Source organism: Streptomyces sp. NPDC102258 (assembly GCF_055584685.1).
Genome location: NZ_JBVJLO010000004.1, coordinates 214,243 through 239,889, shown reverse-complemented (window position 1 = coordinate 239,889; position 25,647 = coordinate 214,243). Strand labels below are relative to the sequence as shown.

The following is a 25,647-nucleotide window of genomic DNA, read 5'->3' as shown; positions in this document are numbered from 1 at the left end:
CTCCCGGTTCAGCCCCGGGCTCGGCTCCCGGGCTCGGCCCTCCCGGGCTTGGCGCCCAGGTTCAGCTTCCTGGGTTCGGCTTCCCGGGCTAGGCCTGCCCGGCTCGGCGCTTTCGGGCGCGGCCCTCCCGGACTTGGCTCCCGGATTCGACCCCTGGGCTCGGCCCTGCCGGGCTCGGCTCCGAGCTCGACCCCTGGGCTCGGCCCTGCCGGGCTCGGCTCCGAGCTCGACCCTTGGGCTCGGCCCTGCCGGGCTCGGCTCCGAGCTCGGCCCCTGGTGCTCGGCCCCTGGTGCTCGGCCCCCCGGGCTCGGCCTCCCGGGTTCAGCCCCCCGGGCTTGGCTCCCGGACTTGGCCCCTGGGCTCGGCCCTCCCGGGCTTGGCTCCGCGGGTTCAGCTCCCCGAGCTCGGCCCCCGGTCTCGGCCCCCGGTCTCGGCCCCCGGGTTCGGCCCCCGAATTCAGCCCCGGGCTCCGCCCCCCGCTCACCCCCCGGAGGGCACCGGCAGGGTCAGTACCGCCAGGGCGCCGCCGCCTTCCGCCCGGCGGAAATCCAGTCGTGCGCCGATCGCCTCCGCCTGCCCCACCGCGATGGTCAGCCCCAGCCCGTGGCCCTTGCCGCCGCTGCGGAACCGTTGCGGTCCGTGGGCCAGCAGGTAGTCGGGGAAGCCGTCGCCGTGGTCCCGTACGGTCACCACCGGCCCGTCCACCGTCACCACCACCGGCCCGCGCCCGTACGTGCGGGCGTTCGCGACCAGGTTCCCGAGCACCCGCTCCAGCCGCCGCCGGTCCGTCTCCACGTGCGCGTCCCGTACGACGACCACCTCCACCTCCGGGCCCGCGGAAGAGGCCCCGGCCGCCGCCGCCGACCCCACCGCCCGCACCACCCGGTGCGCCAGCCGCCCCAGCTGGTGCAGATCGGTGTCCACCCGTTCGCTCCCGGAATCCAGCCGGGAGATCTCCAGCAGGTCCTCCGTCAGCTGCCGCATCGTGCGGACCCGCTCCCGTACCAGCTCCGTCGGCCGGCCCTCCGGCAGCAGCTCCGACGCCGCCTGCAGACCGGTCAGCGGTGTGCGCAGCTCGTGCGCGACGTCCGCCGTGAACCGCTGCTCGCGCAGCAGCTTCGCCTGGAGGGTGCCGGCCATCGTGTCCAGCGCCCCCGCGACGGTCGCGACCTCGTCCTGGTGCCGCGAGGGGTCCTCCGCCCGCGGATCGGCGACCCGCGCGTCCAGGTCACCGCCGGTGATCCGGCGGGCGACCGTCGCCGTCTGGTGCAGCCGCCGCGTCACCCGGGACACCGCGAAGGCGCCCACCAGCAGGGTGCCGCCGAGCGCCAGCAGCGAGGAGCCGATGATCGCGTTGTCCAGGCCCCGGATCGTGCGCGCGCTCTGCCCGTAGTCGACGGCCGTGGCCAGCGCCCGCCCGTCCGCCGGACCCGCCGCCCACATCAGGGGCTCGCCCCGGTAGTCCGCCACGACCGTCCCGCGCTGCCCGCTCACCGCGAGCGCCCGCAGCCGCGGCGGCAGCCCGGCGGGGTCGAGGCCGGAACCGCGCGGCAGGCTCTCGCCGGCCGCGTACGCGTGGGCGGCGTTGCTCAGCCTGGACAGCGCCTTGTCGCGGGCGCTCGCGACGGTCTGCCGGGTCACCTGGACGTGCACGAGCACACCGACCACCGCCGCCAGCGAGCAGCACATCACCACGATGAAGCACGCCGACTTCCAGGTCAGCGACGCCGTCCACGCGGGCAGCACCCGCCTCACCGGGCCTCCCCGGCCCAGGCTCCCCGGCCAACCCCCGGGCCGGTTCCGGCTCCGGACCCCGGGCCGGCCGTGGACCCCGGCGGCGCGGGTATCCGTTCGATCTGCTCCCGCACCGGCAGCATCGTCCTCTGCCTGTCGTCCCAGGACCAGGCGGTGATCAGCTCGTAGCCCGGGTTCCCGCTCGGCACCCGCAGGACCACGTCCCGCCCGGCCAGCTCCACCGCGATGACGGTCTGCGTCGTCGCCATGATCCGGTTGAGGCGGCCGTCGGGATCCGCCGTGTAGACCCGTACGGACATCATCTTGTCGGGGAGCTCGACGCCCACCACGACCTCGTCCTTGCCGTTGCCGGTGAGGTCGCGGTAGTACGGCGCGAGCACCGGGCACTTCCCCGGCTCCTCGCCCGCCGACCCGCACGCCCTGATGGCGTCGGCCGTCTCGGCCGGCATCCCGTCCGGCCCGGTCACCGTGTCCGGATGCGCCCGCAGCTCGGCCTGGACGAGGGCCACCGGATCGACGCCGTGCACGTTCTCGTCGGAAACCTTCGGCAGGCCCTGTACGTAGACGGGCGGAGCGCCCCCCGGATCGGCGGGCGGCACCTCGGCACCCCGGCGCTGCGGCCACAGGTGTACGGGCCCGCTCGCGGTCGGGGTCGGCCCGGCGGCCACGAGCCCGCCGGTGTTGCCGCACCCCGCCAGCAGGGGCAGCGGCAGCAGGGCCAGGAGCAGCGCGGCAGCCGGGCGCAGCGGTGGGTATCGCATGGTGAAGGGCCCTCCTCTGCGCGGCGCACGGTCCGGCTGCGGTTGATGTCCGTCAACCTTATGCAGAGGTACGTCCCTTTTGCCGACCCGTCCGGCGGCCGGACACGGAGGCACGGACACGGAGGCACGGGCGCGGCCCCGGGGGCCTGCCCCGGACCCGGCCCCCGGCCGTCAGCCGTCGGTGCGTCCGCGCCGCAGCATCGCGAAGCCCATCCCGGCCGCGCCGACGGCCGCGATCCCGCCGCCCGCGGCGAGCAGCAGCACGCCCTCGCCCGGCCCGTCGGCGAGGGAGTCCAGCCGCAGCGCCTGCGCGGTACCGGTACCGGCGGTCCGGTGGTCGTCCTCCACGGCGGCAGCGGGCAGCACCCGACCGCCCCCGGCGCCCCCGCCCCCGTGCCGGGTCCCCGTCTTGTGCCCGTCACCGGCCACCGCGTGGGAGCCGCCCTCCGGGAGGGTCTCGCCGATCCAGGAGGACAGCCGCCCGTCGGGCCGCAGCGCGGTGTGCAGTTCGCCGGTGGTGCCGAAGCCGGTGTAACCGTCCCGGCTGCTCAGCGTCGCCACCGTGGCGCCCGCGCGCAGGATTTCGGCCTGGTACGCGCCCTTCGCGACCCGGTACACGTTCGCCGTCGAGAGGCCGTCGGCCAGGGAGAGGCTCTTGACCAGCGTCCGCTGTGTCCCGGAGGCGGCCGGCACCCCCTCGGCGAGCGCCGCGCCCGCGGGCAGCGCCAGCAGACCGGCCGCGCAGGCGGTCACGACGATGGCGCGAACGGCGGAGCGGCGGCTGACGGTACTCACGGGGATCCTTCGGTACGGGCTTGGTCCGGGCGGGCCCGGCGGGTCCCGGGGCGTCCGGGCGCCACCAACGTAGGCCCCGGCCGTTGCGGTACAGCGGTGGCCGTGTAACAGGATGGCCGCAAGGAGCCGACGGAGCTGTTACACCACCGAGGGATTGCCGTGGACGCCCCCGGCTGCTCCCATGGACGGCGGGGGTGAGGCCGATGCGCGGACTCAAGGTGGTGCCGGGCGGCCGGCCGGGCCGCGGCCGGCTCTACGTCAACCGGGCCGACGGCCGGGCGGTGGCCTGGTACGACCGGCGGACCAACCGGATCAGCGTCCTCGCCGACGACCAGCGCGAGGCGGTGCTGGCGGCCCTGCGCCCGTACCTGACCGGCGACTGGACCATCGGACCGCCCCCCGTCCCCACCGCCGCCGACCTGCGCCGGCTCACCCTCCCGCCCGACCAGGACCTGGCCCCGAACCGCCCGGGCGAGCGGCTGCTGGGCGAATTGGCGTACGGATCACCGGGCAGCCGGACCCGGCACCGGATGCGGCTGGAGCTCCAGGCGCGGGAACGGGTGGGGGCCGAGCTGGACGCCCTGGAGGAGGCGGACTGGCGGGTCCTGCACGACGTCCCGCTGCCGGGCCTCGGGGTGCTGGACCACCTGCTCATCGGCCCGCCCGGCGTCCTCGCGGTCCGTACGGTCGCGGGCCGCCGCCAGCGCGTCCGCGTCGGTGACCTGCTGCTCACGGTGGGCCGGGCCGACCCCGCCCCCGATCCCCGCTGGATCCGCAGCGCGGCGGCCTGCGCGGCCCGGGTGCTGAACGCGCAGGTCACCCCGGTGCTCGCGCTGGCCGACGCCGCGCGCGTCGAGGTGGCCCCGACGGTCCGGGACGTCCTCGTCCTCCAGCCCCCGACCGCCGCCGCCACCGTGATGGCGTCGCCCGCCACCCTCAAACTCCCCGACGTCGAGGCCCTCTTCGCCCTCGCCCGGGCGTATCCGGAGTGGTCGGGCCGCTGAGCGCGGGCGGGCCCGGGATCAGGCGGAACTCCGCTTGCGGGGCGCGGCCTTCTTCGCGGCGGCCGAGGCGGACCTCCCGCCGGCCGCACCGGACTTGGCGGTGGCCTTCGCCGGCGCCTTCGCGGCCGACTTCGACGTGGACTTGGCGGTGGCCTTGGAGGTGGACTTCACGGTCGCGGACGTGGACGTGGACGCGGTCTTGCCGGCAGCCGACGACTTGGCCGTGGAGGCCGTCTTCCGCCCGGCGGCGGCCTTCTTCCCGGCGCCCGTCGACGCCGTCGACGCCGTCGACTTCTTCCCGCCCACCGCCTTCGGCGCCGTCGCGGACCGGGCCGGCGCCTTCCGCCGGATCGGCGTCACCTCGGCCCCTCCCGCCGCCTCGCCGCCCTCGCCGCCGTCCCCGCTTCCGTCCCCGCCCGCGTTCCCGGACCGCGACGCCTTGGCCGCCCGTACGCTGTTCTCCAGCGCCGCCATCAGGTCGATGACCTGCCCGCCGGCCGGCTCAACCACCGCCTCCGACGGTTCGAACCCGTCGCCCGACTTCGCCGCCAGCATGGACTCCACGGCCTCCCGGTAGTCATCGTGCAGCGAGTCCATCTCCACCTCCCCGAGGGTGGCCATCAGTGCGTCGGCCAGGTCGAGTTCGGCCTCCCGTACGCTCACCGACCCTTCCGGGGCCACGCCCTCCGGCTCGCGGATCTCGTCCGGCCAGAGCAGTCCGTGCATCGCGATCACGTCGTCGACGACCCGCAGCATGCCGAGCCGCTCCCGCCCCCGCAGGGCGTACTTGGCGATGGCCACCTTCCGGCTCCGCTTGAGCGCCTCCCGCAGCAGCGTGTACGGCTTGGCCGCCGTGGCGCCGTTCGCGGCGAGGTAGTACGCGGCGTCGATCTGGAGCGGATCGATCTGGTCGGCGGGAACGAACGACACGATCTCGATCGTCTTCGCGGTGGGGATCGGCAGCCGCGCCAGGTCCTCGTCCGTGATCGGGATGATCGAGCCGTCCCCCTCCTCGTACCCCTTGCCGATCTCGGCGCTCGGCACCTCCTCGCCGTCGATCTCGCACACCTTGCGGTAGCGGACGCGGCCGCCGTCCTTGACATGGATCTGACGGAAGGAGATCGAGTGGCTCTCGGTGGCGTTCACGAGCTTGATCGGGATGCTGACCAAGCCGAAGGAGATCGCCCCATTCCAAATGGATCGCACGGTTCCTCCTGATTCGTGGCAATCTCATCGTATGACGCCGATCACCATGGTGGAGGGGCGTCGCATCGCGCTCAGCAACCTGGACAAGGTCCTGTATCCGGGGACCGGTTTCACCAAGGGCGAGGTGCTGCACTACTACGCCACCGTGGCGAACGCCCTCCTCGCGCACATCCACGACCGCCCCGTGTCCTTCCTGCGCTACCCCGACGGCCCGGACGGGCAGCTGTTCTTCACCAAGAACCCGCCGCCCGGTACCCCCGACTGGGTGAAAACCACCCCGGTGCCCCGCTCCGAGGACGAGCGCGCCGAACAGGTGGTCGTCTCCGACCTGCCCACCCTCATGTGGGCCGCCAACCTCGTCGTGGAGTTCCACACCCCCCAGTGGACCGCCGGCAGCCCGGCCCTCGCCGACCGGATCGTCTTCGACCTCGACCCCGGCCCGCCCGCCACCGTCGTCGAATGCTGCGCGGCCGCCCTCTGGCTGCGCGAGCGCCTCGCCGCCGACGGCCTGGAGGCCTACGCCAAGACCTCCGGCTCCAAGGGCCTGCACCTGGCCGTCGCCCTGGAGCCGACCCCGTCCGCCGACGTGTCCGCGTACGCGAAGGCCCTCGCCCAGGAGGCCGAAGCCGCCCTCCCCGGCCTCGTCGTGCACCGGATGGCCAAGGCGCTGCGCCCCGGCAAGGTCTTCGTCGACCACAGCCAGAACGCCGCCGCCAAGACCACCGCCGCCCCCTACACCCTGCGCGCCCGCCCCGACCCGACCGTCTCCGCCCCCATCTCCTGGGCGGAGGTCCAGTCCTGCCGCACCCCCTCCGACCTGGTCTTCCTCGCCGACGACATCCCACCCCGCCTCTCCCGCGACGGCGACCTCCTGGCCCCCCTGACGGACCCGTCCCACGCACGGAGCCTGCCGTGATCCGCGGCAGTTCCCCGGGCAGCTCCCCGGGCAGCTCCCCGGAAGTGCTCCTCCACCCGCCCCTCGACGTCATGCGCCCGCGGCCGGCCGACGAGATCCCCACGCAGGACAGCGTGCCCGGAGGACTCCAGTACTCCCTGAAGCTGGACGGGTTCCGCGCGCTGGCCTTCGTCCTGGAGGGGGGAAGGGTGGTCCTGCAGTCACGGTCCGGGCGGGACCTCACCAAGGACTTCCCGCACGTCGCCGCGCACCTGGGGGAGCATCTGCCGCCCGGAGTCGTCCTGGACGGCGAGCTCTGCGCCTACCGCGAGGGCCGGCTCAACTTCACCGACCTGCTCCGCTCGCGCGCCGACCGCGAACGGTCCGGGGTGCCCGTCTACTACATCGCCTTCGACATCCTGGCCGTCCCGGGTACGGACGTCAGGAGCCTGCCCCTGACGGAACGCTGGGAACTCCTGGGCGCCGCCGTGGGCCAAGCCGAGCCGCCCCTCCAACGCGTGCTGGCCACGCTCGACGAGGAGACCGCGCAGCTCTGGTTCCGTGAGATGAGGTCGGTGGGTGTCGAAGGCGTCGTGGCGAAATGGCTCGCTTCGAGCTATCAGCCGGGGGAGACCTGGGCCTGGAGGAAGATCAGGCACTCCGACACCCGGGACGGCCGGGTCCTCGCCGTGTTCGGCCCGGAGCACCGCCCGTACGCCCTTCTCGTGGAGCTCTCCGACGGCCGGACCGTGAAGACCTCGCCGAGACTGACGGGCACGCAGGCACGGGAGGTCGGCGAATCCGTCCGCGGCCTCCTGGGCGGGCACACCGAACACCCCGACCACGGCCCCATGACCGCCCTGACCGACCCCGTCCCGGTCGAGGTCCGCGAAACGGCCGGCCGCCACGAAACAGCCAAGTTCGTCCGCGTCCGGTTCGAGGGGTGAGGTACCGCGTTCCGTGTCGCTCCCCCTCGGGGGCGTTCTTCAGGTTCTGGAGCCATGCAGCGGTGAGATGGGCGCCCTGCGGATCCTGATCACTCTTTGGGGAGGCCCGCCCGTCCAACAGCCTGGGGGTCCTTGGCCACCGCTCGCAGGGTCTCCCGGAACACGGTGTTGGGGACCGACATGTGGTGAGTACCCCCGGCTTCCCAAGGCGGTGCGTTTTGGCCCGCCTTCAGCACGTACTCACTGTCAAGGCCGGCGAGCATCTCGTGCAGGTCGGGGGCATAGTCGGCCAGAGCAGTGGCAACGGGGACGCGCAGCGCAGGGTCGAGGTCGAGCTTCTTCGATTGCCCGAAGCCGAGCGCGAAGAGGACGTCTTTCATGGCCTGCGCCTGTGCTTGAGTGTGACGGCCGGGTTCGCTGCCCGCAGTCGCTTTTGCGATGGCCTCTCCGAGTGCCGCGCAGCTCATGCCGGGGTGGACAGCCGCCCCCACCGACTTCCGTACGCTCGCGTCCTCGGCCAGGCCGTTGCAGGGTGGGGACGTCTCACGCCCGAGAAAGAACCACGCCGCGATGGTGCCCAGCAGCGCCAGGCCTAATCCGGCGGCGGCCCACGCCGGCGTGGACCCGAAGGTCCCCGACCCTCTGGGTGTCAGCGGACTCGTTGGGGCGCCCGTTCCGTTCAACCGCATGTCCACCTGACCCGACGCGTCAGCGTGCGACTGGTGCCAGTGCTGGTCGAAATCCCCCATGGTGCGCCTCCCCGTCGACCTTTAGTGATCATAGGCATGCCAACTGCACACGCGCCGAGGCCGCCGTGCCGGTGGCCGCCGGTCCTCCGCCAGGGGGCTGCTGTGGCTTGCCGCGGCTCGCCCGCACGGAGATCTGTAGCGCAGTGTCCGGTCGCGTTTGGCGGCCCGCACCACCGCTCTGCCGGAGACTCAGTCCTGCGGCTGCACGCCGGGCCCGTCGCGCTGTGCCAGGCGGGAGAGGACTTTGGCGTACACGATCGTCGCCGCCGCGGAAACGGACACTATGACCGCGAGTGCGAGGATGCCCAGCAGCGCGGGCCACTGGCGCAGCGGGTCGCGGCACCGAACGGCCCGGGTCGGCAGCTCGATCAGGGGGCCTCGGCACAGGGCTCTGTCCCCGAACTCGGGGCCGTAGTCGGCGAGCACGAGGAAGGCGAAACAACCCCAGATCGCCAGGGCCAGGAGCATCCACGCGATCGACCACGCCTCGATACGGCCTGCTGCCCGTCGCTCATGTTCGGCATGAGTCTGTGCGGCAGGTGCGGAATCGGGCGTTTGCGCGGCCGGAGCGTCGGCAGTCTTGTCTCCCCCTCTTGATCAACGGTGAACGGACGGCAGTTCATCACCCGCGCGGGCGCGGTGCGCCATCGGCCCCCTCTATCACCGTCCCAAGTCACCGCAAGGTCGGGTTGACCTCTGCGGTCGCCCGGAGGACACACAGAACGCAAGCGTCTACTGTGCGTGACTCTGCCGATGGTGAGGTCAGTGCGTCCCGCGACAGCCAGCACGAGGCTTCGGTGTGTCTCCCGTGCTGGACGGCAAGGTGGTGGTCTGGCACGCCGGGCGCACCGAGTTCGCGTTGGTCCAACGGCGCGCGGCGGCCACCACGGAGGCCCGGGGCCGCGGTGCTCGCGCGGTCCCTGCCCGCCTCGTACGCCGCCTTCGACGTGCTGGAGCTGGCCGGGGTCGACGTCCGGCCCCGGCCCTACGAGCGCCGCCGGGCACTCCTCGTCGACCTGCTCCTGCCGCTGGGCCCGCCGTTGCAGTCGGTGCCGATGACCACGGACCCGGAGCTGGCCGAGACCTGGTACGAGACCCTGCCCGCCAGCGGCGCCGAGGGCCTGGTCGTCAAACGGCTCGACGAGGCCTACCCCACCGGGCGGCGCGCCTGGCGCAAGCTCCGCCACACCGATGTCGCGGACGCGGCGGTGGTCGGCTTCACCGGCACCAGGCGACACCCGAAGGCACTGGTCCTGGTGCTGCCCGGAGACGATGACGAGGAGCCGCTGGTCTCAAGTCCCTTGACGGCGGGGCTGCGTACGGAGGTGGCGGCGGCCGTGGCGGGCCGTACCGGAACGGCCCCGGCCGCCGGGGGCACCGTCACCGCGATGGGTTTCGGCGCGGTGCCGTTCAGCCCGCTGGACCCGCCCCTGGCCGCCGAGGTCCGTCGTAGTTCGGCCCGGCATCCGCCGCCGGAGGTGCTGCGGCTGCGGACAGACCTCTGACCCGCGCCGCGGGCGGCGCGGGTCAGAGGCGGGGCCGTGGTCGGGGGCGGCGGGGCCGTCAGGCGTGGGCGCCGCGGCCCGCGTCCGGTGGGGCGCCGGGCTGGGCGTGGGGGCCCGGGCCCTCCTGCTGCGCGTAGCCGGATTCCCGCTCGGCGCGGGCCTCGTCCGGGTGGCTGTGGGTCCGGGACCCGAAGTTCCCGTACCCCTGCATCTCGTGCGGGCGCAGTCCGCCCTCCGGGAAATCGACGTACTCCCGCTCCTCGCGCACCTCGTGCACCGCCCCACCGTCGGGGAGGTGCGGCTGGGTTTCCGGGGCGGGAGGTGCGGGCTCGTGGTCGCGCACCCGCCTGCCCAGCATGAATCCGCCGAGCAGGACTCCGACGACGGCGAGCCCGACGACCAGGAACCACGCGATGTTGGTCAGTGTCCTGTCCAACGCGAGGGAGATCAGGGTCGTGTTCATACGTCCTATTTTCCCGCTTTTCGGCAGGATTCACGCAATCAATCGAAAAGAATCACCGCAGCGGACCGTCGGAGTCCCGCAGCCCCTGCGCCCCCCGCCCGCCCAGCACCCCGAGGATCTCGGCGCAGATCGCCAGGGCCGTCTCCGCCGGGGTCTTCGCCCCGAGGTCCAGCCCGATCGGCCCGTGCACCCGCGCCAGCTCCGCCTCCCCGGCCCCGGCGGCGACCAGCCCCTCCCGGCGCCGCGCGGTGGTCTTGCGGGACCCGAGCGCACCGACGTACGGGATCCCGAGCGCGAGCGCCGTCCGCAGGGCCGGTACGTCGAAGTCGGGCTCGTGGCTCAGCAGCACCAGGCAGGCCGCGTCCCGGTGCGCGGCCAGCACCTTCTCCGCCTCGGCCGCGCTCCCCACGACGACGGCCCCCCACCCCAGCAGCGCCGCCTGCGCCCCGATGACGTCGGCCAGCTCCCCGGACCCGCCGATCACCAGGTGCGGCGCCGACGGGTACGCCTCCACGAGCACCAGCCCCGACCCGTCGTACAGGGCGTCCCGCCCGGGCCGCCGGGTCCCCAGCAGCTCCCCGGCCCGCCGCTCGGCATCGTCACCCGGCGCCGCGCCGGCCCGTACGACCCGGCTCTCCGCCCGGTCGGCGCTCTCGTTCAGCCGGGTCACCAGCGCCACCCCGGCGCCCGTGCCGAGCAGCTCCCACCACCGCTCCGGGACCGCCGCCAGCGGCTGCAACAGCACCTCGGCCCGTCCGCCGCAGGTCAACCGGGCCGCGACGGCCTCATCCGCCCCGACGGACAGCGCGCACACCCGGGCCCGCCCGCCACCGCCGCTGCCGCCCAGCGCCGCCGCCTCGGCGACGAGCTCGGCGTCGAACACCCCCCGGTACAGCGCCCCCGCGCACTCGCCCCGCGCGTCCACGAGCACGGCCCCGGCCGGATCCCGCGGCCCGAACCCCTGCTCGGTCACCGGCCGCGCCAGGAACGCGACCCGCCCCTCGGCCACCCACCGCCGCGCGGTCTCCGCCAGCTCACGCATCCTCGCCACCCCATCCCGTACGTCTGCCGTTTCCCGCAAAGTGCCAGGTCAACGGCACAACGCGGCCTCGCCGACCACCCTACGCACGCCGCCGCCACCGGCCCACCCCCCGAACCCACAGAGCGGCCCAGCCCCCCTCGTACGGACCACCCGAACGGCGGACCGGAGGCCCGCTGGAGTGGCCTGTACGTCCTCACCACGCAGAATCGAGTGGGGAGGGCGACCGTTTCCCCGGGTGCGCCGCCGGACGGGGCCGGCGCGTGGGAAAGGGAGCCGACCGAACCGTGGAGACTCTCAGGCGCACGTTCCAGTCCCTGTCGGTGCGCAACTTCCGGCTGTTCGTCCTCGGGCAGCTGCTCTCCGTCACGTGCACCTGGATGATGGTCGTCGCCCAGGACTGGCTGGTGCTGGAGCTGTCCGGGGACTCGGGCACCGCGCTGGGCGTGGTGACCGCCCTCCAGTTCACGCCGGTGCTGCTGCTGACCCTGTACGGGGGCCGGCTCGCCGACCGCCACAGCAAGCGGCGCCTGCTGATGCTCGCCAACGGCGCGTCCGGGGTGCTCGCCCTGGCGCTGGGCCTGTGGATCCTCGTCGGCGACGTCCGGCTCTGGCACATCTGGCTCTTCGCCCTGGCCCTGGGCACCGTCAACTCGGTGGAGGCGCCCACCCGGATCTCGTTCGTCGGCGAGATGGTCGGGGGCGAACTCCTGCCGAACGCCTCCGCGATGAGCGCGGCGTACTTCAACACCGCGCGGGTCGTGGGCCCGGCGATCGCGGGCTTCCTCATCGCCCGCCTCGACGTCGCGGCGGTCGTCCTGATCAACGCCGTGAGTTACGCGGGTACGGTGATCAGCGTCGCCCTGATGCGCCCCGCCGAACTGCACCTCCCCGCGGCCCGGCCGGCCAAGCCCCGGGTCGTGGACGGTCTGCGCTACATCGGCGGCCGCCCCGACCTGCTGCTGCCCCTGGCGCTGGTCGGCGTCGTGGGCCTGGCCGGGTTCAACTTCCAGCTGACGCTGCCCCTGCTGGCCAAGACGGAGTTCCACACCGACTCCGCCGCCTTCGGCCTGCTCGGCAGCTCCCTCGCCGCGGGCTCCCTGCTGGCCGCCTTCGCCACCACGGCCCGCCGCGGCCGGCCCACGGCCCTGGTGGTGGCCGGCTCGGCCCTCGCCTTCGGCGCCACCGAGGCCCTCACCGGCCTGGCACCGACCCTGCCGACGGCGTGCCTGCTGCTGATCCTGACCGGCTTCACGATGATGTACTTCGCCCAGGCCTCGAACCACCGCGTCCAGCTCGGCTCCGACCCCGCCTACCGGGGCCGCGTGATGGCCCTCTACACGCTGATCTTCCAGGGCACGACCCCCCTGGGCGCCCTGGCCACGGGCCACCTGGCCGAATCCTGGGGCCCCCGCTGGTCCCTCACCACAGGCGGCCTCATCTCCCTCACGGCCGCCACCCTGACCCTGCCCCTGCTCCGCACCCTGCCCCCCACCCCGGAACCCAACGGGGGCTCCTGACAGCCGGGTTGACCGCACATACGCGAAGACCCCGTCTCAGCGAGGCGCTGATGGCGGGGTCTTTGGGCACTTCCTGCGAAGTGCCCCCGGCAGGATTCGAACCTGCGCACACGGCTCCGGAGGGCATCGGCGTGTACGGCGCGAAATCGCTCCGACCTGCACGGACACGGCAGGGGTTACTGGCCAGTCGTGGCTTCACACGTCATGGACACGCTCCCGTAGGCTAGTTGACTGAGCGAGGCGATGCTGCCAAAGGACGATCAGTCGACGGATGACTGAGCGTTGGGCGCCAGCTCGCCCGGACTGGCCATCACCCGACTGCGATGAGCTTCTAGTCGTTGGTGTTCGTTGCCTCTGTGGTATTAGAAGTCGATCGTTCCCTGGTGGCCATCGCCAGGCTTGGGGCGCGGAACTCTCGGCACCTTCGGCTCCTTTTTTGCCGACGCAGGAATAGGAAGAACCGAGCACTGTGTCAGCTCATCTACTCCGATCAACGGCCCCTCCGAGATTTCCTTGAGTAGGCGTGCCTGCTCAGGTTCCATCGCGACTAGGAGCCCGAGAACATTCAAAAGGTTCAAGAGCTCAATCGTGTACTCAGCAGGCCACTCTGGCGGCACGATGTCATTCAATGGCGTCTGACGCTCGACATCGGGATGGCGCTTGCGAAAGCCAAACCACTTTCGAACGACTTGGACGCCCCCAATTTTGTATTCCCAGACCTCGGGTGCGACGGGGGTGATTGCGCCCCCGCCAAGTATGAGTGCTTGGTTGCTTGCGTCGTAGGTCAAAGACTCGGGAAATCCGTGAGGGCTCTCACCAATTGCCTCGGGGTTTCTAGGCCTTTGTCCTTCGGGGAGGCGCGGCTCTGCCCGTGGTCGCCCTGCGGCCGCGTCCGCGTATCGCTCACCGTAAGTGTGCAGCCATATGACCCTCTTGCCGATATCGACAACTTCCTGCCACAGTGCCGGGTTTCTGGTGAGCGGTATGTGAACTCCGCGGGCGCTCAGCTGCTGCTGGTACCGATCGGTGTAGCCAGAGTGGCTTGCGCTCCCGGCGATGTATGCAAGCAGATCCTCGGAGCTGACCGAAAGCCCCAGAACGCTGGAGATCGTAGCCAGGAGGCCAGGCGCAACGTTCGGTTGCTGGCTCAGAGGGTCGCGATACAGCGGCATCACGCGCCCACCCTCGGTCCCCTTGAAATGATGCATGTCCGGAATGAGGTTAGTGAAGCTAACCGCAGGCCCGGAGCGCCCCGATTCTGTATGGAGCTCGGAAAGGAAGACCTGTCGATTGCTCTGGACGAAAAATAGCGAGGGGCGAGGGCGGTCGATAACGCGGCGGTCGGCGACAAGGTATTGCCGGTCGAAGGTCATCCGTCCGTAGCGTTGCACCTGCGGGGTCTCGTTCTCCTCTTCGGCCAGAGTTCCCTGCCACTCGCCTCCCGGCAAGGGCTGTTCCAGCTTGTCCGGGTGGCGATCCGCGGTGCTCTTCATCAATGCGGCCTTACGGCTCTTGGGCGCCTTGATGAGCATCTTCCAGCGCTTCTTAAGAATTTCCGCGCTCGGAGAGACTGGCCAACTACGGTTGTTCTTGTTCCCGGACGACGCCCATGGAAGCAAATCATCCAGAGAGGGCATGTTCGACCAGACTTCGCCAGCTGCAGGCTGGAAGGGATCCGTAAGAACATCAGAACATGTCTGCCAGGGTGAACCGTCCTCATGGCCGTCCAGCCCGAGGCCGGCGAGCCATGCAAATTTTTCGTCGCGGTGACCTTGGGGGGCGTCGAGCCTGCGTACTACCGCAGGGGTGTCGGGGTCTGGGTCTCCTCGGCGAACAAAGATCGCAATGCACACCTCCCGTTTGACGAGTGGGAAGACTCGGGTCCGGGCATTCGAGTATGGGCCCTCTGGTGTCAAACTGATGATCCATCCCTCGTCAGCCGACTTTCGGAGGTAGCGGCGCATCCCCGCAGTGCCTTCGCTATCCAGGAAGCCTGCGTTCGTAATGAATGCAATGACCCCCGAAGGGGAATTGGGTTGCCCCGTGGTAGTAATAACTTGATCAAACACTTTCCAGGTGGCCCAAGCCCAGAAGTGGATGTAGAGGTTATCCAAGGCGTGCCCGACTCTGTTAACACCCGGTGCGCGAAAGCGGTTCAGAATGGGTGGAAGGTTATTTCCGCCTCCATCGGATATCCACTTGCCTTGCCCTGCAGCCTTGGCGCCCCTTAGGTATGGCGGATTGCCGATTACCACCATGACCTTTTCTTCAGTCTTGATTTTGTTAGCTGCCCTTCGGTGTTGGGCGATAGCGTCATAGATGAAGCCAAGGTGCTGCTCGACGGCTGGATCGTCGAGAGTGTCCGCTACGTGCAGCCGAATTGCATTATCGGAGACCTCAGTCTGATGCGCCTTGAAGGCATGGCTAAGGCGCAGCTCGGCGACTGCGTAAGGGCCGGTTTGTTTCTCGAATCCTATAAGGCGGCCAGCGAGTTTACGTAGGAGGCCGGGCTTGAGGCCGCTGTCATACTCGCGCTCGATATCGTTGGCGACGCGGTTGATGACATTGATCAGGAAGGTTCCGGTTCCGGTGGCGGGGTCGACTACGGTCACGTCTTCGCTGCCGAAACCCTTGCTCTGTCCGAGTCGCTCTCGCAATATCTTGTCGGTGAAATCCACCATGAAGCTTACGACTTCATTCGGCGTGTAATAGGTGCCGGTGCTCTGGCGCAGTTTCGGATCGTAAGCGCTCAGGAAGCCCTCGTAGAAATGCAGATATGCGTCGCCACTGTCGTCCTTGAATAGGTCCGAGTCGACCTTGGATATGACCTGGACCATGATTCCGACTACGCCGCGCAGATCGTCCAAAGCGTCGTCGGTAAGGACGGCGAGGGCTTTGCCCATCAGCGAATGACTCTTGCCGAGCTTCCTTGCTGCTTCCGAGAGCGACAAGTCTTCTAGGTCGATGCCTTCAATCCTGGCTAGGAGTAAGGCGAAGGTGAGCGTCTGTGCGTACTGGTCAGCGAATGACTCTGGAGTGGCGTCAGGGAATAGCAGGTCTCGCCAGTTCTCTGCTAGCACCGTGAATGCTTGGGTCGTCTCTCCCCGAGCTTCGCGAGACAAGCGCTCGCGTACCTCATCCCGTAACAGTGCACACAATCCGGCGACCCGCTTCACCAAGTCGCTAAGGCTGCTCGGCTTGGCCGGAACCCACCCAAGGAAGAGGGCTACGAGCTGTTCGAATCGGTCGTCTGCCGGGGCGAAATTGTCTGAGCCGCGATCGAAGTTTCCCGCGAGTCGAGCTGCGGCGCCGATCTGAACGCCTCCACGGTATAACGCCCAGTCGTAGCCATCGGTGTAGAGGAGGTTGGGTAACGCCTTGATCTTTGTCCACTGTTCGTGGTCATGGCTACTGTTTGGCCATTTTGTCGGGTCGGCGCCTTTTCCAGGAGCCTTCAGCTCGACATGTCCGATTACCTTGCCGCCCACAGTGATAGCGAAGTCGGGGCGAGCGTTGAGTTTTTTGATTGTGTGCTGACCGTGCGCGATAAGGCCGACGTTCTGGCGTCTGGCCATTCCCCTTAGTAGTTGCTCGGTCGGTGCTGTCAGCGCTTCTTCCCTGCCGCTGTCTTTACCCCCAGCCCCCTGGAGTTTGGCCGAGATGTCTCGCCCGAACCTCAAGACAAGGTCAGCCACCGACTCTTTTGTCATTCCGTGCAGACCGTCGTCCACGTACGCCACCGTCAGCCCCCCGTCGCAGCAACTCAAGGCGATGATCGTACGAGCGCGGTGGGTGCTTAGTCGATCCGAAACGACGTGCGAGAAGGGTGCTTGAGGCGAAAATCAGCCACTCCGTGGCCGCAGGTTGGCGTTACGCCAGCAGGTGGGCATTCACCGCGCGAGCCTGATCGGCACACTCGATGAGTTCAACTACTTCGGTTGCTTCTGCTCGGAGGGTCTCCACACCCACGCAGTCGGCCACCAGGAGGCTCGGCTCGCGCCAGGCGATGACCACGCGGCGGATGGGGGAGCGGAGGATGAGCTGGGTGCACGTGAGGGGGCGGGACTTGCGTTCGGAGCAGGGTTCTAGCGTGCTGTACAGCGTGGCGCCGGGCAGGCGGGGGTCGTCCGCCAGGAGCTTGGCCAGAGCTGACTCCTCCGCGTGGACGTGGGCGTCCGTCTCGCGGGAGTAGCCGTTGGCGACCTCCGTGCCGTCGGCGCCCACGATGATGGCGCCGACGGAGAAGGCGCCCTCGGCTGGCGGGCACTTGCGGGAGAGTTCGATGGCCCGCTCCATCCAGGTCACATCGTCGGCGTGCGTCATGCGGAGCCCTCCTGCTTGGGCAGGTAGCGGAGAAGGACCACGTCGCCGATTGTGCTGGCCTCTGCCAGGTGCATGCGGCGGGTGGAGCCTCCGGGGTATGTGGCGGGGTTCAGGAAACGAGGGGCGCCCGGGTCGCCGACGACCAGCGGGGCGATGGCGAGGTGAATTTCGTCCGCCAGGCCCTGCGAGAGGAAAGCGGTGTGGATCTGGCCGCCGCCCTCCACCATCAGTCGCTCTATGCCGCGGGCTCCGAGGTCGTCCAGCAGGGCGCCGAAGTCGATGGCCGGCCCCGTGGAGACGACGTCCGCCAGGCCGGCGAGCCGCTTGCGGAGCTTCTCCTCGCCCGCGTCCGTGGTGTAGGCGAGCTTCTCGCCGCCGTGGTGCCAGAATTTCAGGTCGGCTTCCAGGTCTCCGCTCGCGGAGATGGTGACCTTCAAGGGGTAAGCGGGCTTGCCTGAGGCGACCCGCGCCGCGCGCCGCTCCTCGCTGTTCACCAGGAGCCGGGGGTTGTCGGACCGCATCGTGCCGGCGCCGATCAGGATGGCGTCCGACTCGGCGCGCACCTGGTCGACCCGGTCGAAGTCCTCGCTGTTGCTCAGCAGCAGACGTTCGGTGCTCGTGTCGTCGATGTAGCCGTCCACGGACGTGGCCACGCTCAGGAGGACGTACGGGCGGGGCATTGGGTCTCCTTCATGTGCTGGTCAGGGCGGAGGGAGCCTGTTCAGGCCTGGCGCAGTACTGCCTCGGTCAGAGCGTCCTTGAAGTCGCTCACGCCAGGGACCGTACGCCATTGATCAAGGGCGCCGTCGAGCTGGGCCAGCTCGCGCGAGATGCGGTCGGAGCCGGTCTCCTTCGCGATGGCCAGGGCCTGCAGTCCGATGGAGGCTGCTTGTTCGGCCTCGCCCGCGTGGGCCAGCGAGACGGCCTCGCGCCCCAGGTAGACCCCGCGGTCTCGGTGGAAGCCGGCGGGCAGTCGGCTGATGGCGTTCCGGAAGCCAGCCGCTGCTCCGTGGTGGTCGCCGAGTGCTGCGAGGCTGTGAGCTCGCTGCACGTCTATATACGCGCCGTCGAGCCAGACACCCCACGGCGAGCTGGGGTCCGGATCCATCGTGGCGTGCAGCTCCCGCGCGTGTTCGTACGCACGCTGGGCCATGAGTGGGTCTTTCCGTAGAGCGTGTCCGTGGGCCCCGTACGTAGCGGCCACTGCGGCGAGGCGACTCCTCGGCGCCGCGCGGTCCTCCGCGGCCTCGGCGACGTCGACGGCCTCGATCGGATCCTTCATGTCGCCGGCCAGCTGGCTGCGGCGCGCCAGGATGTACGTGGTCAGCTCGTCGTCGCCCGCCATGTGAGAGGCCTCCAGGGCCTCTCGCATCCAGTGCTGGGCCGCACGGAAGTCCCCGAGGTCCTGGTAAAGCCAGCCGCACAGCTCGGAGTACTGGGTCTGCAGCTGGAGCAGTTGCCGGCGGTCGGTGCCGCGGCGATCCGCGCGGAGTTCCTTGATGGCGGCGATCTGCTGCTGGACCGTCGGTATCACCCGATGGGGACCGAACAGGTTGTCGTTGTCGATCAGCACCCGTCGCGTTGCCTGGAGCAGCTCGATCGGGTCGGCCCCTGAGGCGATGAGATCGGATCGTGGGGCAGGGCTCGCGGCCGCTGAAAGGTCGGAGGTCGCAGCGATCGCGGCACCAGCGCCGAGCGCGCCGATCAGAGCCCTTCGAGACAGGGACACGAAGATGATCCTTCCGTCATCGGAACGTACGGGGATGGACATCCCCTCCTCCGACGGTGCCTGAGGCTCCGCTTCCCCAACCAGAGCCACAGAGCCGTTGGCCACATGGGGCCCTCGATTAGCCACATCCCCTGCGGGGAGGGCCTCAACGCTGACCCCCTCGAGGATCGTTGCGTGGAGCCGGACGAGCGAGCCGCTCGCGCCGAGCGCGTCGTCGTACGCCCGGACCAGATCGGCGGATGCGGCCTGCCCACCGCGCTCCACTCGTGCCATGTAGCTGGTGTTGAACAGGATCGATCGGCTGAGCTTGCCCAGCGATAAGCCCCGCTGCGTGCGCCAGGCGCGCATCTCGGCGCCGAGGTAGTGCTGGGGGCTTGCATGCGGTGTCAGATCGTTCGGTCGCTGCCCCACTCGTCCCCCCTCATGCGGCCTATGTGGCCGCCCGAGGGCAGCCACATAGCGGATCTGTCGGTTCATCAAATGCCTGGTCTACAAAGGATGCAGAGGGCGGCGACAGCCTAGCGGCGCAGGTCGGAGCCCTCCATTCGATCCGAGCGAAGGGACCAGATTGTGGCAACGGCAGCTGATCGCGATTCCGATGCGCGGCGCGACGGTGACACTTGGGGAGGCGTGGGGCAGGAGCTACTTCTTCTCCAACTCCGCAACCCGCTCGCGGAGGTCGGTGACCTCACCTCGGAGCCGCGCCACCTGCTCGCGGAGCTCCGCGATGGCGGCCTCGGGGTCGGCCAGCTTGGCAGCGTCGGAGGCATCGGCGGTCAGGAACGCCCCCTTGCCCTGGTGGCTTACCGCGAGACCGTCAGTTTTGAGCTGGCGGATGGCGTCGCGAGCCACGGTCACGGTGACGCCGTACGTCGCCTGGAGGTCCGCCAGGGACGGCAGCTTGCGCGACTCCGTGAACTCGCCGGCCGCGATCCTCCGCCGCAGCTGCTCGGCCACCTGTTGATAGGCGGGCTTGCCGGTCCACTCGACCATCTGCACCTCGCTATGTCTCTTCGCAGTCACTGCCTCAGTGTGCCCAAGTGGCACAGGGAGAGCTAGGACTCGCCCTGCTCTTCCGCGGAGAAGTGCTTGCACAACTCTGCCTCACAGTGCACTCTGAGGCAGAGTTGAGCTTCTCCGGAAGCCCGACCTGATCGGCCGCAAATGCCGCGCAGGCAACCGCGATCGAGCCGTGCTTCGCCGTGCCCGGAGGGCCCTCGAGAGGGGTCTGAAGGAAGCACTCGTTCCTTGAGAACTCAACAGCGTGCCAAGTGAGACGAGACGGGGCGTGATCCCCGTCCCCAGGGCGACGGGACGTCGCCGGCGGCCACTTCTTCCGCGTGCTGGCTCTGGAGAACACCCCTCGGGGTGCCACCCGGTACGCGCCGCCCTGCTGGCGCCAGAGCAGTGACGATGGCGCACCCGACTCTCAGGCTCGGGACCGGCAGCCGTGGCAACGGCGTGTCGGTGAAGCCTCGCCCCTCCGATCGGGAGGCCGCTGTGTTCCTACGACCTACGTGGGCGCTGCCCGTGCTGGAACGGTACGGCCAGCCGCGCCCCATGCGTCACCGCTGAACTGCCTCGCGACGCGGCCCGGCATCACGTCCGGTACTGCTTCGCGAGGCCCTCACGCCCTCCGCAGTTTTCCAACGCTGCGGCCGGTTGCCTCCCCTGCCCGTACGGCGCCCTCGCGCCCTACGGGCAGGGCTGCGGGGAGCCGCGAGATTCGGGCTTCACCCCCGGGGCTGGTCGCCTCTCGCCAAAGACCGCGACCGCCTCGGCATCCCTTCGACTTCAGGAGAACGACGATGCGTACGTACATCGGCGGCCAGGAGGCCGTGAGCGTCGACGAGTTCATCGAACTGGCCCTCGGCACCCCGCTGGAGCTCTGGCTCGGGGTGGACGGGGAGAACGAGGAAGAGCGCGCGGCCCGCCTGGACGCGGCCCGCGACATCCTCGCCGAGTTTCCGGACCTGCCCGACGGCGTGAGTCGGGTCGCTGCCCAGGTGATCGAGGCCAACGCCCCGGAACTGTTCAACATCGCCCCGCTCGTGCGACGGCCCGCCGGTCGTCGTCCGTCGCGCAAGGGCGGCAAGGGGGTCGCGGCATGAGCCACACCCTGGCCGCCCTGTCCGCTGCCTTACCGCTCGCGTCCGGCTGGTCGGTTCACAGCCTGTGGATGCGGCGCCGGATCGAGACGGCCCGCCGCGACCCGCTCACCGGCCTGTGGACGCGGGATCCGTTCGAGGACCGTGCGCGCAAGAGCCTCGCCCGGAGGCGCCAGCTCGCCGTGCTCGTCTTGGACCTCAACCGCTTCAAGGAGATCAACGACACCCTCGGCCACGCGGCCGGAGACGCGGTCATCCGCGCGACCGGGCAGCGTCTGGGCCGGTGGGCCGAGGAGCACGCCGGAGTTGCCGGGCGCCTGGGCGGGGATGAGTTCGCCGCTGTCATCCCCGGCTACGGCATCGACAAGCTGCGCGCAGACCTGCACATGCTCACCGCTCGACTGGACCGGCCGGTGCCGTTCGATGGCCACCCGGTCGAGGTGCACACGTCGATCGGCGCCGCGTACTACCGCGCCGGCGCCGGGGAGCTCTCCACGCTGCTGCGCCGTGCGGATGAGCAGATGTACCGGGCCAAGCAGCGCGGCGGAGGCTGGCGCATCGCGCAGCGGTCGACCGTCCCGGAGATGCGGACGGTCAACGGCCGTCGGGACGGTCGCCGCGGCACCGGTGGTGAGGCGGCGTGATGACAACTCGCAGGTCGCTGACCAAGGTGCAGAGGGTCGTCCTGACGGCAGCGTTCGTTCCCATGGTGGCCACCGGCCTCGCCGGCGGGGTCGGCACCTTCAGCAACATCAGCCGTGCCTACGGCTCAGGTACGGCGCTGGGAGCGGTGGCGGCCGGTGAGGGCGCGACCGCCGTTCTGGCGCTGGTGCTGCTCGGGCTGACGATGCTGGGGCAGTCCTCCCCGGGGATCATCCGGGTGGGCTTGTGGGCACTGCCTGCCGCCGCGTCGGTGATGGCCGCGATGGCGGCCGATGACCCGGGCCGCACCGTGATCTACGCCGTGACGCCGATGGGCATGTGCGTGTCGGCTGAGGGCATGGCGTTCCTGGCCCGGCGGATCGTGGTCCACCAGGACGGCCGCGACGCCGAGGCCGAAGCCAAGGCGGCCGCCGTGGTGCGCGCCCTGGCCTACCACCGGGGCCGTGCCGCGAATCATCCGTCGGGTTGGGTGCGGAAGTGGTCCGACCGGACATCGTGGCGGCTGGCCCAGAAGGTCGGGCTGGGCGACGCGTCGCTGGGTGCCAGGCTCCTGGACGTCCAACGCGATCGGCTGACCAGCGGCGCGGATGCCGCCCTCGCCGCCATGTTCATCGGACCCGGAAACCAGGATGGAACGCCCGAGTTCACCGTCAACCGGTTGGGGTCTGACCAGCATGAGTCGACCGCTGAGCCCCCGACCGTGGTCGCCGAACTGTCCTCTTCGGAGTCGGCGGAGCCGGCGCCGGCCATCGAGTCGGCCGGACCGGTTGAGTCGATGCCGGTAGTCGAGTCGGTCGGGCTTCCCCAGTCGGCTCCTACAAAGGCGGTCGCGGCCACGGAGTCCGCTCCGCGTCGGGCGACCGGTCGGATACCGCAGTCGGCCCGGACGTCCCGACCGACTCGCACCCCGGAGGAGCTCCTCGCCGAGGCTCGGTCGGTCACGGCCGACTGGCCCGACATCGAGTTGACCGCGGAGAGGATCCGCAAGGCGGTTCGTACGTCGTCCGCCAACGGCCGGACGCTGCGTGATGCGCTCAGGGCCGAGCGGGCCGAGCCCGAGGCAGCCTGATGACGGCGCTGACGTTCACCAAGTGCTTCGACCCGGACGGCGCCCGTTTCGGGATACCGACCTACCCGTGGCGCCTGGCCCCCGAGGGCTTGGCCACCCGCCGCCAGCTCCGCGCTGAGGGCCTGCGGCCCGGCGGCCAGCCGATCGCCGCGCAGCTCCTGCGGCCCCAGTTCCGGCGTGAGCCGCTGGTCGCCTACCTGTACCGCGTCGACCTGGCCAAACCCGTCCGGCCGATGACCTCGCGCAAGTGGGGAGCACTCGCTCTGGCGATGCTCGCCCGCCGCATCTGCCCCCAGTGCTCCACCGACGCCGGATACGTCATCCCGGCCTCGCTCGGCATGTGCGTGCCCTGCGCCTACCCCGAAGAACAGCGCGCCGCCTGACCCGCACAGATCACGTCGTGCGGGGCCCGGACGGAAGGCCGTCCAAAGCGCCGTCCGGGCCCCCTTCTCAACTCCACAGAGGGAGCAGACCCATCGTGTCTGAGATCCACGTCATCGAGCAGCCGGCCGAAGAGCCGGACCGCACGCAGAAGTCTCCGGGGTCGGCGTCGGTCCTGCCGTTCCCTGCGCAGAAGGGCAAGACCGAGCCGCTGGCCCCGGGCGAGGCCAGGCCGGGGGAGTGGGAGGCCGAACTCCCCGACGACCAGCCGGACGACAACGGCGAGGTCGCCGAGGGCGACCCGGTGGACCCGTCCAAGCATGAGTTCCCGCCCTCGATCGCCGAGGTGATCGAGGCCAAGGACAAGGCCCGTCGGCCGGTGCTCCCGGACTGGCTGACCAGCGCCAAGCAGCGGGCCGCCGTCGCCAAGTGGGCGGTCGGCCACTACGGCCAGACCACCGCCTACCACCTGGTGCGGACCCCCGTGTACTCGGCGAAGCTGCTGGCCTACGCCCCGCGCGGTGCCTTCCGCTGGGTGGGTGCGAGCGGCCGTTGGGTCTCCGACGCCGAGGGCCTCCCGGTCCGCCTCGCTGCAGTCCGTACCGAGGACGCGGGGGAGTACCTCAAGCTCTCCCGGCAGCGGGACGCTCGGGTGAAGCTGCGCAGCATCATCGCCACCCTGGCCGGCGTGATTGGCCTCGGCGCGGCCCTCGCCATGTGGGTGCTGGCACCGGCCTGGCTCCTGACCCTGACTCTGATCGCCCTGACTGGAGCCCTCGGGTGGGCGGGCACGCCGGCGGACCGGCCGCTGATCGATGCGGCCAAGGCGAAGTTCCGCCACCGCAGGCTGACCTCGGACATCGTGACCCGGGCCTTCCTCGCCGCTGGCCTCACCAAGCCGGATCAGGGCATCGCCTTCCCGCAGCCCATCCGGCAGGACGGCGACGGCTGGCGCGTGGTTGTGGACCTTCCGTACGGCAAGACGTTCTCCGACGCGGTCAAGAAGCGCGACGCGCTCGCCTCGGGCATCGACGTCGCTGAGACGCAGGTGTTCCTCGACCGCGATACAACCAGCTCACGCCGGGTGTCCATGTGGGTGGCCAACCGCGACCCGCTCGCCGTACCGACCGGCCGCACCCCGCTCCTCGGCGCGGACCGCGTGGACTTCTGGAAGCCCTTCCCCTGGGGCCGCGACGAGCGCGGAGTCGAGGTGGAGATCAGCATGCTGTGGCTCTCGCTCCTCGTCGGCGCTGTGCCCCGGCAGGGCAAGACGTTCTCCGCCCGCACCATTGCCCTCGCCGCGGCCCTGGACCCGTACGTCCGCCTGTACGTGTTCGACGGCAAGGCATCCCCTGACTGGCGGAAGTTCGCGATGGTCGCCCACCGCGTCGGCTTCGGCACCGTCCCGCAGAGCGGCGTGGACCCGGTCATGCACCTGGTCAACTCGCTCCAGGAGCTCAAGGCCGACGTGGAGGACCGTTACCACCGGCTCTCCGAACTGCCCCTGCACGTCTGCCCCGAGGGCAAGCTCACCCCGGCCATCTCGCGGGACAAGAAGTACGACATGCCGCTCGTGCTCTTCGTGGTGGATGAGGTGCAGGAGTACCTGATGCACCCCGTTCACGGGAAGACCATCCTTGATCTGCTGGTTTTCCTCGCCCGGGTCGCCCCCGCGGTCGGTGTCTCGGTGATGACCGCAACGCAGAAGCCCGACGACACCGCCTGCCCGTCCGTGCTCCGTGACCAGCACCAGGCCCGATTCGCCCTGCGGGTCGGCGCCTACCAGGTCTCGGAGACCATCCTCGGCGCCGGATCGTACGGCGAAGGGTTGGACGCCTCCCGGCTCCTGAAGTCCCACAAGGGAGTCGGCCTGCTCAAGGGCATGTCTGACGACGCCGGCATCGTCCGTACCTACCTCGCCGACGGCCGCGACGCGGAGACCATCCTCACCCGCGCCCAGGCCCTCCGGCAGGCGGAGGGCACGCTCACCGGCGACGCCGCCGGAGAGGCGCCGACTGATGCCGCGCTCGCCACGATCCTGGACGACATCGCCGCAGTCATCGGCAAGGGCGAGGCCAAGATCTGGTCCGAGACCATCGTGGACCGGCTCGCCCAGCACCGGCCCGAGGTCTACGGGCCGTGGGCCGAGATGGAGCCCAAGCCCAAGGCAGAACAGCTCACGGCAGCGCTCAAGCCGTACGGCATCGGCACCGACCAGATCGGCCGCCGCATCGACGGCAAGACCGTCAACAAGCGCGGCATCGAACGCGCCCACATCGCCAAGGCGATTACGGAACGCGACAAGAAGCGGGCTGCCGAATAGCTCCCAGGGGTCGCTAGTGCTAGGAGCGGACGTCGCTAGCGCTAGCGACCCCGCTAGCGGCCCGTATGCCACCTGATCAGGTCGCTAGCAGATAGCGGCCCACCAGCGGAAACCGCTGACTCCGGCCTTGGAGGCCTCTTGTGACCCTCTTCCTGCTCGCTAGCGCCTTCACCCTGCTCTTCACGCTCAGTTACACCTGGCTGTGTGCGGCCTCGCCGTTCGGCCGCTGCCGCAAGTGCAACGGACTCGGCTTCGCCCTGACCCACGACCGCAAGGGCAAGCCCAAGCGCGGCAAGCACTGCCGCCGCTGCGACGGCCACGGCATCCGCATCCGGGTCGGCCGCCACCTCTGCAACCTGTGGGCCCGCACCTACCGCAACGGCACCCGCTGAACCCCACACCGACTGGAGT

At 70.3% G+C, this 25,647-nt stretch carries 24 protein-coding genes; 11 read left to right on the top strand and 13 right to left on the bottom strand.

Annotated elements, in window-relative coordinates; genetic code table 11:
• Positions 1 to 481: 481 nt before the first annotated feature.
• The 3 genes from ACZ6ZT_RS09030 to ACZ6ZT_RS09020 form a co-directional block, all read right to left on the bottom strand.
• A complete protein-coding gene (locus ACZ6ZT_RS09030; protein WP_469716946.1) occupies positions 482 to 1,756 on the bottom strand; it encodes an ATP-binding protein in 1,275 nt (424 codons plus the stop codon).
• A complete protein-coding gene (locus tag ACZ6ZT_RS09025; RefSeq protein ID WP_469716944.1) occupies positions 1,753 to 2,517 on the bottom strand; it encodes a hypothetical protein in 765 nt (254 codons plus the stop codon). The genes ACZ6ZT_RS09030 and ACZ6ZT_RS09025 overlap by 4 nt, the downstream gene beginning before the upstream one ends.
• Before the next feature lie 171 nt (positions 2,518 to 2,688).
• Positions 2,689 to 3,312, bottom strand: coding sequence for a hypothetical protein (locus ACZ6ZT_RS09020; RefSeq protein WP_469716942.1), 624 nt, complete (start codon positions 3,310 to 3,312; stop codon positions 2,689 to 2,691).
• A 203-nt stretch (positions 3,313 to 3,515) separates the two neighbouring features.
• Here ACZ6ZT_RS09020 and ACZ6ZT_RS09015 point away from each other — a divergent pair, with 203 nt between their 5' ends.
• The gene (locus ACZ6ZT_RS09015) at positions 3,516 to 4,316 is read left to right on the top strand and encodes a nuclease-related domain-containing protein (protein ID WP_469716940.1); all 801 of its coding nucleotides are present in this window, start codon (positions 3,516 to 3,518) and stop codon (positions 4,314 to 4,316) included.
• A gap of 18 nt (positions 4,317 to 4,334) precedes the next feature.
• Here the strand turns inward: ACZ6ZT_RS09015 and ku are convergent, their stop codons facing one another.
• Positions 4,335 to 5,522 carry a non-homologous end joining protein Ku gene (ku, locus tag ACZ6ZT_RS09010; protein WP_469716938.1) on the bottom strand — a complete coding sequence of 396 codons (1,188 nt, stop codon included), beginning with the start codon at positions 5,520 to 5,522 and terminating at the stop codon, positions 4,335 to 4,337.
• Positions 5,523 to 5,553: 31 nt separating this feature from the next.
• On the opposite strand from ku, the gene ligD reads away from it, so the two are divergent.
• Together ligD and ACZ6ZT_RS09000 are read left to right on the top strand one after the other, a co-directional pair.
• The gene (ligD, locus tag ACZ6ZT_RS09005) at positions 5,554 to 6,438 is read left to right on the top strand and encodes a non-homologous end-joining DNA ligase (protein ID WP_469716936.1); all 885 of its coding nucleotides are present in this window, start codon (positions 5,554 to 5,556) and stop codon (positions 6,436 to 6,438) included.
• Entirely contained in the window at positions 6,435 to 7,364 is a 930-nt protein-coding gene (locus tag ACZ6ZT_RS09000) for an ATP-dependent DNA ligase (protein ID WP_469716934.1), read from the top strand. The genes ligD and ACZ6ZT_RS09000 overlap by 4 nt, the downstream gene beginning before the upstream one ends.
• An 89-nt stretch (positions 7,365 to 7,453) precedes the next feature.
• On the opposite strand, the gene ACZ6ZT_RS08995 is transcribed toward ACZ6ZT_RS09000, so the two are convergent.
• Both ACZ6ZT_RS08995 and ACZ6ZT_RS08990 read right to left on the bottom strand, forming a co-directional pair.
• Complete coding sequence (locus ACZ6ZT_RS08995) at positions 7,454 to 8,113, bottom strand: hypothetical protein (RefSeq protein WP_469716932.1); 660 nt, start codon at positions 8,111 to 8,113, stop codon at positions 7,454 to 7,456.
• Between the two features lie 189 nt (positions 8,114 to 8,302).
• A complete protein-coding gene (locus tag ACZ6ZT_RS08990; protein ID WP_469716931.1) occupies positions 8,303 to 8,581 on the bottom strand; it encodes a hypothetical protein in 279 nt (92 codons plus the stop codon).
• Positions 8,582 to 9,018: 437 nt separating this feature from the next.
• On the opposite strand from ACZ6ZT_RS08990, the gene ACZ6ZT_RS08985 reads away from it, so the two are divergent.
• A complete protein-coding gene (locus tag ACZ6ZT_RS08985) occupies positions 9,019 to 9,618 on the top strand; it encodes an ATP-dependent DNA ligase (protein ID WP_469716929.1) in 600 nt (199 codons plus the stop codon).
• 58 nt (positions 9,619 to 9,676) lie between these two features.
• Here the strand turns inward: ACZ6ZT_RS08985 and ACZ6ZT_RS08980 are convergent, their stop codons facing one another.
• Together ACZ6ZT_RS08980 and ACZ6ZT_RS08975 are read right to left on the bottom strand one after the other, a co-directional pair.
• Complete coding sequence (locus tag ACZ6ZT_RS08980; RefSeq protein ID WP_469716927.1) at positions 9,677 to 10,081, bottom strand: DUF6479 family protein; 405 nt, start codon at positions 10,079 to 10,081, stop codon at positions 9,677 to 9,679.
• Between the two features lie 52 nt (positions 10,082 to 10,133).
• Complete coding sequence (locus ACZ6ZT_RS08975) at positions 10,134 to 11,123, bottom strand: XdhC family protein (RefSeq protein ID WP_469716925.1); 990 nt, start codon at positions 11,121 to 11,123, stop codon at positions 10,134 to 10,136.
• 284 nt (positions 11,124 to 11,407) lie between these two features.
• On the opposite strand from ACZ6ZT_RS08975, the gene ACZ6ZT_RS08970 reads away from it, so the two are divergent.
• Positions 11,408 to 12,640: an MFS transporter gene (locus ACZ6ZT_RS08970; protein WP_469716923.1), complete on the top strand. Its 1,233-nt coding sequence runs from the start codon at positions 11,408 to 11,410 to the stop codon at positions 12,638 to 12,640.
• Positions 12,641 to 13,002: 362 nt separating this feature from the next.
• Here ACZ6ZT_RS08970 and ACZ6ZT_RS08965 read toward each other — a convergent pair whose 3' ends face one another.
• The 5 genes from ACZ6ZT_RS08965 to ACZ6ZT_RS08945 all read right to left on the bottom strand — a co-directional run bounded on the left by ACZ6ZT_RS08965 (position 13,003) and on the right by ACZ6ZT_RS08945 (position 19,685).
• A complete protein-coding gene (locus ACZ6ZT_RS08965) occupies positions 13,003 to 16,371 on the bottom strand; it encodes a type ISP restriction/modification enzyme (RefSeq protein ID WP_469716922.1) in 3,369 nt (1,122 codons plus the stop codon).
• A gap of 139 nt (positions 16,372 to 16,510) precedes the next feature.
• Positions 16,511 to 16,963: a cytidine/deoxycytidylate deaminase family protein gene (locus ACZ6ZT_RS08960; RefSeq protein ID WP_469716920.1), complete on the bottom strand. Its 453-nt coding sequence runs from the start codon at positions 16,961 to 16,963 to the stop codon at positions 16,511 to 16,513.
• Entirely contained in the window at positions 16,960 to 17,643 is a 684-nt protein-coding gene (locus tag ACZ6ZT_RS08955; protein WP_469716918.1) for a RibD family protein, read from the bottom strand. Before ACZ6ZT_RS08955 ends, ACZ6ZT_RS08960 begins: the two co-directional genes overlap by 4 nt.
• A 41-nt stretch (positions 17,644 to 17,684) precedes the next feature.
• A complete protein-coding gene (locus ACZ6ZT_RS08950; RefSeq protein WP_469716916.1) occupies positions 17,685 to 19,103 on the bottom strand; it encodes a helix-turn-helix domain-containing protein in 1,419 nt (472 codons plus the stop codon).
• A 231-nt stretch (positions 19,104 to 19,334) separates the two neighbouring features.
• Entirely contained in the window at positions 19,335 to 19,685 is a 351-nt protein-coding gene (locus ACZ6ZT_RS08945; RefSeq protein ID WP_469716914.1) for a GntR family transcriptional regulator, read from the bottom strand.
• 815 nt (positions 19,686 to 20,500) lie between these two features.
• Here ACZ6ZT_RS08945 and ACZ6ZT_RS08940 point away from each other — a divergent pair.
• The 6 genes from ACZ6ZT_RS08940 (at position 20,501) to ACZ6ZT_RS08915 (ending at position 25,628) form a co-directional block, all read left to right on the top strand.
• Complete coding sequence (locus ACZ6ZT_RS08940) at positions 20,501 to 20,803, top strand: hypothetical protein (RefSeq protein WP_469716912.1); 303 nt, start codon at positions 20,501 to 20,503, stop codon at positions 20,801 to 20,803.
• Positions 20,800 to 21,444 carry a GGDEF domain-containing protein gene (locus ACZ6ZT_RS08935; RefSeq protein WP_469716910.1) on the top strand — a complete coding sequence of 215 codons (645 nt, stop codon included), beginning with the start codon at positions 20,800 to 20,802 and terminating at the stop codon, positions 21,442 to 21,444. The genes ACZ6ZT_RS08940 and ACZ6ZT_RS08935 overlap by 4 nt, the downstream gene beginning before the upstream one ends.
• Positions 21,444 to 22,532 (top strand): conjugal transfer protein, encoded by a 1,089-nt coding sequence (locus ACZ6ZT_RS08930; RefSeq protein WP_469716908.1) that lies wholly within the window; start codon positions 21,444 to 21,446, stop codon positions 22,530 to 22,532. The genes ACZ6ZT_RS08935 and ACZ6ZT_RS08930 overlap by 1 nt, the downstream gene beginning before the upstream one ends.
• Positions 22,532 to 22,915 carry an RRQRL motif-containing zinc-binding protein gene (locus tag ACZ6ZT_RS08925; protein ID WP_469716906.1) on the top strand — a complete coding sequence of 128 codons (384 nt, stop codon included), beginning with the start codon at positions 22,532 to 22,534 and terminating at the stop codon, positions 22,913 to 22,915. The genes ACZ6ZT_RS08930 and ACZ6ZT_RS08925 overlap by 1 nt, the downstream gene beginning before the upstream one ends.
• Before the next feature lie 95 nt (positions 22,916 to 23,010).
• Complete coding sequence (locus tag ACZ6ZT_RS08920; protein ID WP_469716905.1) at positions 23,011 to 25,236, top strand: cell division protein FtsK; 2,226 nt, start codon at positions 23,011 to 23,013, stop codon at positions 25,234 to 25,236.
• A 140-nt stretch (positions 25,237 to 25,376) separates the two neighbouring features.
• Entirely contained in the window at positions 25,377 to 25,628 is a 252-nt protein-coding gene (locus tag ACZ6ZT_RS08915) for a hypothetical protein (protein ID WP_469716903.1), read from the top strand.
• The last annotated feature ends 19 nt before the right edge of the window (positions 25,629 to 25,647 follow it).

Bases quoted from the DNA above. Each gene is read 5' to 3' on its own strand.
- ACZ6ZT_RS08955 (WP_469716918.1), bottom strand. From the start codon at position 17,643: ATGCCCCGCCCGTACGTCCTCCTGAGCGTGGCCACGTCCGTGGACGGC.
- ACZ6ZT_RS08995 (WP_469716932.1), bottom strand. From the start codon at position 8,113: ATGGGGGATTTCGACCAGCACTGGCACCAGTCGCACGCTGACGCGTCG.
- ACZ6ZT_RS08935 (WP_469716910.1), top strand. From the start codon at position 20,800: ATGAGCCACACCCTGGCCGCCCTGTCCGCTGCCTTACCGCTCGCGTCC.
- ACZ6ZT_RS08975 (WP_469716925.1), bottom strand. From the start codon at position 11,123: ATGCGTGAGCTGGCGGAGACCGCGCGGCGGTGGGTGGCCGAGGGGCGG.
- ACZ6ZT_RS08925 (WP_469716906.1), top strand. From the start codon at position 22,532: ATGACGGCGCTGACGTTCACCAAGTGCTTCGACCCGGACGGCGCCCGT.
- ACZ6ZT_RS08960 (WP_469716920.1), bottom strand. From the start codon at position 16,963: ATGACGCACGCCGACGATGTGACCTGGATGGAGCGGGCCATCGAACTC.
- ACZ6ZT_RS09025 (WP_469716944.1), bottom strand. From the start codon at position 2,517: ATGCGATACCCACCGCTGCGCCCGGCTGCCGCGCTGCTCCTGGCCCTG.
- ACZ6ZT_RS08980 (WP_469716927.1), bottom strand. From the start codon at position 10,081: ATGAACACGACCCTGATCTCCCTCGCGTTGGACAGGACACTGACCAAC.
- ACZ6ZT_RS09015 (WP_469716940.1), top strand. From the start codon at position 3,516: ATGCGCGGACTCAAGGTGGTGCCGGGCGGCCGGCCGGGCCGCGGCCGG.
- ACZ6ZT_RS08945 (WP_469716914.1), bottom strand. From the start codon at position 19,685: ATGGTCGAGTGGACCGGCAAGCCCGCCTATCAACAGGTGGCCGAGCAG.
- ACZ6ZT_RS08930 (WP_469716908.1), top strand. From the start codon at position 21,444: ATGACAACTCGCAGGTCGCTGACCAAGGTGCAGAGGGTCGTCCTGACG.
- ligD (WP_469716936.1), top strand. From the start codon at position 5,554: ATGACGCCGATCACCATGGTGGAGGGGCGTCGCATCGCGCTCAGCAAC.
- ACZ6ZT_RS08940 (WP_469716912.1), top strand. From the start codon at position 20,501: ATGCGTACGTACATCGGCGGCCAGGAGGCCGTGAGCGTCGACGAGTTC.
- ACZ6ZT_RS08990 (WP_469716931.1), bottom strand. From the start codon at position 8,581: ATGCTCCTGGCCCTGGCGATCTGGGGTTGTTTCGCCTTCCTCGTGCTC.